Origin of the sequence: Cognatundibacterium oligocarboniphilum, from assembly GCF_013377855.1 — a bacterium.
Classification (GTDB): Bacteria; Pseudomonadota; Gammaproteobacteria; order Burkholderiales; family Burkholderiaceae_D; genus Undibacterium; species Undibacterium oligocarboniphilum.
Map to the genome: position 1 here is coordinate 1 of NZ_JABXYJ010000020.1, position 7,918 is coordinate 7,918.

Genomic DNA, 7,918 nt, shown 5'->3' on the forward strand with positions numbered 1-7,918 from the left:
AATTACGGTAGAAGAACTCAAAAAAATGTGGGAGCCAGCGGCACAAGGCACGATCATGCGCTGGAAACAAATCAATCCTGCCTGGCCAGATACACCAATCAAACTCTTTGGCGCCGGTGCAGACTCAGGAACTTTTGATTACTTTACCGATGCAATTGTCGGCAAAACCAAATCCAGCCGCACTGACTATGTTGCCTCGGAAGACGACAATGTCGTTGTGCAAGGTGTGGCACGTGATCCAAATTCCATTGGCTATTTCGGTTATGCCTACTATCTCGAAAACAGCAAGAAACTGAAACTTGTTCCTATCGTACACCAAGCAGGCAAACCGGCAGTGGCGCCATCTGTACAGTCGGTCATCGATGGTAGTTATCAACCACTGTCACGTCCGATCTTTATTTATGTGAATGCTAAAGCGGCCGAACGTCCGGAGGTAAAAGGGTTTGTCGATTTCTATTTAGCCAATGCGCAGAAAGCGGTGAAGGAAGCAAAGTACATTCCGTTGACTGAGAAAGACTATAAGCATGCTAGCTTGAATTTTTCTAACAAAAAAACTGGCACGGCTTTTGGTGGTGAGCCTGAGATCGGTGTCAAGATTGCTGACTTGCTGCGCCGTGATCCCAAGGAATGATCAGATTCAATTTATTGCCTAGAGTCACGTCATGAACCTCATTTATTTCAGAAAACGCACTGCCGTCAAGATTGCCCGTTGGATCTGGATAATTTCTGCAGTATTGATCGTTCTGGTGTTCAGTTCAGATTTGCCATACAGATGATTTTTAGTGATAGCTTGATTTCGCTTTACTTGATTTCTATATTTCCATTAATATAGAAATATAGTCAAAGCGACTCAACTTTTTGATATGCAGATCATGGATACTAAAGAAATCTTATTGGCATTGGCGGCCTTGGCGCAGGAATCGCGCCTGGCCATCTTCCGCTTGCTGGTGCAGGTCGGTCCGGAAGGCATGGCAGCCACCAAGATCAGTGAACAACTGGGCGTTCCACCATCCTCGTTGTCGTTCCATCTGAAAGAGCTATCACATGCCGATTTGGTGGAATCTCGACAGGCAGGACGCTTTGTCATTTACTCAGCAAACATGACGACGATGAACCAGATGCTGGGTTTTTTGACTGAGAACTGCTGCGGTGGCAATCCTTGCACACCAGTACAGGCGCAGCAATGTGCCACTGTTGAATAGACAAAACATCCTTAATAAATTATTGAGACGACTTATGAACGTTTTATTTCTGTGCACAGGCAATTCTTGCCGTTCTATCCTCGCTGAAGCCACATTCAACCATTTAGCACCTGCTGGATGGAAAGCCATGAGCGCCGGCAGTAAGCCTACCGGTCAGGTTCACCCTCGCTCCTTGGCATTGCTGGCAAGAGAAGGTATTTCCACACAGGGTTATGCCAGCAAATCCTGGGACAATCTTCCAGCAACACCCGATATCGTTGTTACCGTTTGTGCTAGCGCAGCAGGAGAAACATGTCCCGCCTACCTTGGTCCAGTCTTGCGTACGCACTGGGGCGTAGAAGATCCAGCCCATGCAACAGGAACTGACGAAGAAATTGATGCCGCCTTTGTAACTGCCTACCGTATTTTGCGAGCCCGAATAGAGGCATTTCTAGCACTACCTCTGGACACATTATCGCAGGATAAACAAAAATTAAAGGAAGAGCTTGACCGTCTTGGCAGCTTAATTCCGGAACAACAGCACTAGTCCTTCCCCATTAGAGTCATACCTCAGCCACCAGGAGATTTCCATGAGCGACAAAATTTACAATGTCTTATTTTTATGTACTGGCAATTCTGCACGTAGCATCATGGCAGAAGCCATGCTCAATGCCATGGGGAAAGACCGTTTCAAAGTCTACAGTGCCGGCAGCCACCCTAACGGCAAAGTGAATCCTATGGCAATCGAACAAATTGCACATCTTGGCTTTGATACAACAGGCTTGCGCAGCAAGAGCTGGGATGAATTCGCGTCTAGTGATGCGCCTCACATGGATTTTGTCATTACCGTATGCGACAAAGCTGCCGGTGAAGTTTGTCCTTTTTGGCCAGGTCAACCAATGACTGCACACTGGGGATTTCAAGACCCAGCAGAGTTAAAGGGATCTGAAGTGGAAATACGACAAACTTTTGCACGCATTTGTCGTGAAATCAAAACAAGATTGGATATTTTTTTAAGCTTGCCACTCAACAAGTTAGAAAAACTCGCTCTTCAAAGAGAACTCGACAAGATAGGGTTGAACCATTCTTGATTGGTTGACACAGCTTAGTTCAGTAAATAAGTAATAAAGGTTTCTATGTCTATCAAATGTGAAGTCGTCGGCAAAGTTAGCGCCAAGGCTCCCCTTAATTTTTTTGAGCGCTATCTTACTGCGTGGGTAGCTCTTTGCATTATCGTTGGTATTGCAGCGGGGCAGTTTTTCCCAAGTGCATTTAAGCTGATCGGTGGAATGGAAATCGCAAAAGTCAATTTACCTGTCGGTTTATTGATTTGGATTATGATTATTCCCATGCTACTGAAAATTGATTTCAGCGCATTAAATCAGGTAAAAAATCATGCAAAAGGGATTGGCGTCACGATATTCATCAATTGGATGGTCAAGCCGTTCTCAATGGCATTCCTTGGATGGGTATTCGTGCGCCACCTCTTTGCTCCGTTACTTCCCACTGGCCAGATCGACAGCTATATTGCCGGCTTGATTCTTTTGGCTGCGGCTCCCTGTACAGCGATGGTTTTTGTATGGAGTCGTTTAACTGATGGCGACCCATATTTCACGTTATCTCAGGTAGCTATTAATGACGTAATTATGGTGTTTGCATTTGCGCCACTAGTTGGATTGCTGCTGGGAGTCTCAAACATCACTATTCCCTGGGATACTTTGATTACATCGGTCGTTCTGTATATTGTGATACCGGTGATCTTTGCACAAATAATAAGACGGATACTCCTTTCGCGCGGGCAGCCTTATTTTGATTCGGCAATGAACAAAATTCAGCCATGGTCAATAGGTGCATTACTGGTCACCTTGGTGCTTTTATTTGCTTTTCAAGGAAATGCAATTATCAAGCAACCTTTAGTAATTGCACTGCTGGCCGTACCTATTCTGATCCAAGTTTTTTTCAATTCTGCCTTAGCGTATTGGCTCAATCGCCAGTTAGGGGAGAAGCACTCGATCGCATGCCCATCTGCGCTCATTGGTGCGTCCAACTTCTTCGAATTAGCCGTTGCGGCAGCAATAAGCCTCTTCGGTTTTGAGTCCGGCGCTGCATTGGCGACCGTTGTTGGCGTACTCATTGAAGTTCCAGTCATGCTGCTCGTTGTGAAAATTGTCAATACGACCAAGCCTTGGTACGAATTAAATCAAAATCGTTAGTTATCACTCAGCTTTAATTATCAGCACGCATAACAAACGATTATTTATCTGAAGCCAACTACTTGATTAATATGTCTATTACTATTTATCACAACCCAAAATGTGGAACCTCGCGCAATACGCTGGCATTAATACGAAACACGGGTATAGAGCCAGACGTGATTGAATATCTGACTAACCCTCCTAGTAAGGGTGAATTGGTGAAACTAATCGCGGCAATGGGAATATCTGTACGCTCTCTGTTGCGTGCAAAAGGTACGCCTTATGAAGAACTAAATCTAGACAATCCGAAATGGTCCGATGATGAATTGCTAGATTTCATGATGGCGCATCCCATTTTGATTAACCGTCCTATCGTCGTTACTTCCATCGGAACGCGACTCTGCCGCCCGTCAGAAGCTGTGCTCGATGTTCTACCATTTCCGCAATTGGGTGAATTTATCAAAGAAGATGGCGAGAAAGTCATTGATAGAGAGGGTCATCGTGTCGACAACGCAGCCTGATTTACCCAATCTGAATACTGAACTTTTTAATATCCCTGAAAAAATAAAACTCAGGACAACGGAAGTTTCGACCCATGCGCCACGGTTCCTGCTGCTGTACGGTTCTTTGCGGGAACGCTCCTACAGCAAACTATTAATTCTCGAAGCTGCGCGCCTGCTCGAAGCCATGGGGGGAGATGTGCGGATATTTGATCCACATGGCTTACCACTACCGGACGAAGCACCAGATACCCATCCCAAGGTCATAGAGTTGCGCGAACTGGCGCAATGGGCCGAAGGCATGGTCTGGACTTCGCCTGAACGGCACGGTGCAATGACAGGCATTATGAAAGCACAGATAGACTGGATTCCTCTTTCAGTCGGTGCGGTGCGCCCCACTCAGGGCAAAACTTTGGCCGTAATGGAAGTTTCTGGCGGCTCCCAATCCTTTAATGCCGTGAACCAGTTGCGCATACTGGGACGCTGGATGCGCATGATCACCATCCCTAACCAGTCCTCGGTCGCTAAAGCATTTATGGAATTTGATGACGCTGGCCGCATGAAACCATCCGCCTACTACGACCGGGTTGTTGATGTGATGGAAGAGCTGATGAAATTCACGTTGCTGACCCGTGATGTTTCACCTTATCTAGTGGATCGTTATAGTGAACGCAAAGAAACTGCTGCCGAGCTCTCAAAGCGAGTTAATTTACGCTCAATCTAAGCTAAATTGTGCCTGCGCGCGCCCCTGATTTCGCTATTCTATAAGCGCAACAGCAAGCGCCAAGTATCATTTGATCTGAATTCGGATCAACTTTTCCGGCGTTCGCATCGACTAAAGCGATAGCACATAAATAATTGTTTGCTGGTTGCTAATTTAACGTGTTCTGCATATAGAATTATCGACGTTTTAAGTTCTGCATTGTGATGTCATTACTGCCACGCAACAATTGTCGCCAGCATGCTATCGGGCGTACATGAAGTACGCGGCTCAACCACATAGGAGCCTGAGTCTTGAGCAGCATTCATGAAACTGCGTATCCGCGTTTCAAACCGGAGCTGACGCAGCGCGAACTGGAAGACGTTTATACCCCGAGTGACGACGACTATAAATTTGTCCGTCGCCATGCCCGCACGGAGCCCGCCCGGCTTTATTTCGTACTGTTACTGAAAACAGTGCAGAAGTTGGGCTACTTCCCCTTAATAGAGGAAGTCCCGATTACAATTGTGTCATTTCTCGGAAAAGTGCTAGGCACGCGATCAGTGGCGGAAAAGGATCTTAAGGCGGAGGAGAAACGGCCTAATTCACGTCAGCGGTGTATGGAAGCCATCAGGACGTACCTGAAAATCAGACCGATCAACGACGGCACTTATTCTGCGATTCAGGACGCGGCCACGGAGGCCGCCCAAACCAAGCATGAACTGGCTGATATCATTAATATTGTCATTGAAGAATTGGTACGCCAGCGCTTCGAGCTTCCAGCCTTTAGCACCCTCCATCGAAGGGCATTGAAAGCACGCAGCGAAGTTAACGACCGCTTTTTCCAAAGCCTCGTTGAGCCTCTTACAGTGCCCATTATCGCCCGATTTGATGCGATGCTAGTTCTGGCCGCACCGCCAGCCATAAGCGGGTGGCAGCAGCTTAAACAAGACCCCAAAAAGCCGACCAACACGGAAGTACGGCAGTATCTGGAGCACGTTCAATGGCTCAAGGGCTGGGCTACGCAGTTGCCGGTCATATCCCATATTCCGGTTGTAAAACGCAACCAATTTGTCCATGAGGCTCGAGCGCTTGATGTGTCCGACATGAAAGCGCTCAAGCACAATAAGCGCTACGCGTTAATGGTGTTACTGTTTCATGCCCAGTTAAGCAAGTCACTCGACGATGCTGTGGAGATGTTTATTCGCAAACTGCGAAAAATCCATTCTGGCGCGGAAGAGCAACTGCGCCGATATTATCTCGAACACCAGAAACGGGCAGAGAAGCTGATCATCCAGCTACGCGATGTCCTTGAAGCCTACTTTGAGGGCGACACCGATGAGGACAAGGGAGTGCGTATCGCCGCTGCATTTCATGACGAACCAGGTAACCTGCTTGTCGAATGCGACGAGCACATTGCCTATGCCGGGAACAACTACCTCCCATTTATGCTGACGCCGTATCAGGTACAGCGCCCCTTACTGCTCAATTGCCTGAGCTTGCTCAATCTGGAATCAACATCTGCCGACCAGTCGCTCATCGACGCGATTCGCTTTGTGCTGGCCCATCGCCATAGTCACCGTGAATCGTTGTCCATAGCCGGAACCAATATCAATCTGAAGTGGATACCAGAGAAATGGCGGAAGCTGATCACTGGGCAACGCTCTTTAGAGCAGGTTTCGGAAGTGAGCCGAAAATATTTCGAGCTCTGCGTGCTTACCGAAACAATGCAGGAACTGCAGTCGGGCGACTTGTACGTTGCAAACAGTGACCAGTTCAGTGACTACAGAACACAGCTCATTGAATGGGATGTCTACCAGGCTCAGGTGAAAGAGTATGGTGCGATGCTGGGCTTGCAGACCGAGCCCAAGGAATTTTCTGCAGCCCTCAAGAAGACCCTTGCGACGATAGCTGCTGCAGTCGACGACGGCATGCCGGAAAACGAGCACGTTGATATCGTAGGTAACGAACTGATCTTGCGCAAACACGCCAAAGACGCCAAACCTGAAGCACTTGACAAGATCGACAAAATTCTCACAGAGCGACTGCCCGAGAAGAATATTCTAGATATTCTGGTGGAGTCGGAAGGCTGGTTGGATCTGCACAAGCTATTTGGCCCGTTGTCCGGCTTCGATTCTAAAGTGGATGATCCTCGGCGGCGCTTTATCACTACATTATTCTGTTATGGCTGCAATTTAGGCGCCACGCAAACCGCCCGCTCAGTCAAGGATTTGAGCCGCAAGCAGGTGGCTTGGTTGAACCTGCACCACATCACCGAAGAACGACTGGAAAAGGCCATTGTCCAAGTCATCAACGCCTACAACAAATTCTTGCTACCGAAATATTGGGGCACAGGCAAGAGTGCGTCGGCTGATGGTACCAAATGGAATATGTACGAGCAGAACCTGCTATCTGAATATCACATTCGATACGGCGGTTACGGCGGCATCGGCTACTACCACGTATCCGACATGTACATTGCGCTGTTCAGCCATTTCATTCCATGTGGCGTCTATGAGGCAATCTATATCCTTGACGGTCTGATCAAGAACGAGTCTGAGATCCAGCCCGATACACTCCATGGTGACACCCATGCACAAAGCGCCCCGGTATTCGGATTGGCCTATCTGCTTGGGATCAATCTTATGCCACGCATCCGGAACCTGAAAAGCCTGGTGTTTTATAAAGCTGACAAGGGAACGCGCTACGAGAACATCAATGGTCTTTTCAGTGAGTCTATTAACTGGGAACTCATTGAAACACACTTGCCGGACATGTTGCGCATCGCGCTGTCGATTAAAGCAGGCAAAATCACGCCGTCGACAATCCTACGGCGCTTGGGCACTGCAAGCCGCAAAAACAAGCTGTACTTTGCGTTTCGAGAACTAGGACGGGTTGTCCGCACAGAATTTTTGCTCAAATATATCGGTGACGTCGAACTGCGAAAGACGATCCAGGCTGCTACGAATAAGAGTGAAGAGTTCAACCAGTTTATCAAATGGCTGTTCTTTGGGAACCAAGGCATCATCGCTGAGAATGTACGCCACGAGCAGCGCAAAGTCGTGAAATATAACCAGCTTGTGGCCAATCTGGCTATCCTTCACAACGTTGAGGCTATGACGGGTACGTTGAAGGAAATGCAAAGGGAAGGATACCCGATCGATGAGGAAATTTTGGCTGGCTTGGCACCGTATCGGACGGAGCACATTAACAGGTACGGCGACTATACGTTGGATCTGGAAAGAACTGTGCCGCCAATGAATTACAAAACTAAAATTCTTCAGTAAATCAGAAGGTTACGGATGGATTTGAGTATTTTTACACGAATCCCGGCCACCCCTC

At 47.7% G+C, this 7,918-nt stretch carries 8 protein-coding genes; all 8 read left to right on the forward strand.

Annotation, left to right across the window (positions count from 1 at the left end):
- Positions 1 to 631: substrate-binding domain-containing protein (locus HV832_RS16965; RefSeq protein WP_176805238.1), on the forward strand; the 631-nt coding region annotated here is incomplete at its 5' end.
- Positions 632 to 872: 241 nt separating this feature from the next.
- The gene (locus HV832_RS16970; protein WP_176805239.1) at positions 873 to 1,202 is read left to right on the forward strand and encodes an ArsR/SmtB family transcription factor; all 330 of its coding nucleotides are present in this window, start codon (positions 873 to 875) and stop codon (positions 1,200 to 1,202) included.
- A 34-nt stretch (positions 1,203 to 1,236) separates the two neighbouring features.
- The gene (locus HV832_RS16975; RefSeq protein ID WP_176805240.1) at positions 1,237 to 1,728 is read left to right on the forward strand and encodes an arsenate reductase ArsC; all 492 of its coding nucleotides are present in this window, start codon (positions 1,237 to 1,239) and stop codon (positions 1,726 to 1,728) included.
- A gap of 43 nt (positions 1,729 to 1,771) precedes the next feature.
- Positions 1,772 to 2,272 (forward strand): arsenate reductase ArsC, encoded by a 501-nt coding sequence (locus HV832_RS16980; protein WP_176805241.1) that lies wholly within the window; start codon positions 1,772 to 1,774, stop codon positions 2,270 to 2,272.
- Positions 2,273 to 2,317: 45 nt separating this feature from the next.
- On the forward strand, positions 2,318 to 3,394 hold the full coding sequence (gene arsB, locus HV832_RS16985; RefSeq protein ID WP_176805242.1) for an ACR3 family arsenite efflux transporter: 1,077 nt from the start codon (positions 2,318 to 2,320) through the stop codon (positions 3,392 to 3,394).
- Positions 3,395 to 3,465: 71 nt separating this feature from the next.
- Complete coding sequence (gene arsC, locus HV832_RS16990; protein ID WP_176805243.1) at positions 3,466 to 3,897, forward strand: arsenate reductase (glutaredoxin); 432 nt, start codon at positions 3,466 to 3,468, stop codon at positions 3,895 to 3,897.
- Positions 3,845 to 4,600 (forward strand): arsenical resistance protein ArsH, encoded by a 756-nt coding sequence (arsH, locus tag HV832_RS16995; RefSeq protein WP_176805244.1) that lies wholly within the window; start codon positions 3,845 to 3,847, stop codon positions 4,598 to 4,600. Before arsC ends, arsH begins: the two co-directional genes overlap by 53 nt.
- Positions 4,601 to 4,890: 290 nt before the next feature.
- Positions 4,891 to 7,863, forward strand: coding sequence for a Tn3 family transposase (locus tag HV832_RS17000; RefSeq protein WP_176805245.1), 2,973 nt, complete (start codon positions 4,891 to 4,893; stop codon positions 7,861 to 7,863).
- The last annotated feature ends 55 nt before the right edge of the window (positions 7,864 to 7,918 follow it).

Excerpts from the sequence above, each read along its gene's own strand:
- arsH (WP_176805244.1), top strand. The coding sequence starts at position 3,845 with ATGGCGAGAAAGTCATTGATAGAGAGGGTCATCGTGTCGACAACGCAG.
- HV832_RS16975 (WP_176805240.1), top strand. The coding sequence starts at position 1,237 with ATGAACGTTTTATTTCTGTGCACAGGCAATTCTTGCCGTTCTATCCTC.
- arsB (WP_176805242.1), top strand. The coding sequence starts at position 2,318 with ATGTCTATCAAATGTGAAGTCGTCGGCAAAGTTAGCGCCAAGGCTCCC.
- HV832_RS16980 (WP_176805241.1), top strand. The coding sequence starts at position 1,772 with ATGAGCGACAAAATTTACAATGTCTTATTTTTATGTACTGGCAATTCT.
- HV832_RS16970 (WP_176805239.1), top strand. The coding sequence starts at position 873 with ATGGATACTAAAGAAATCTTATTGGCATTGGCGGCCTTGGCGCAGGAA.
- arsC (WP_176805243.1), top strand. The coding sequence starts at position 3,466 with ATGTCTATTACTATTTATCACAACCCAAAATGTGGAACCTCGCGCAAT.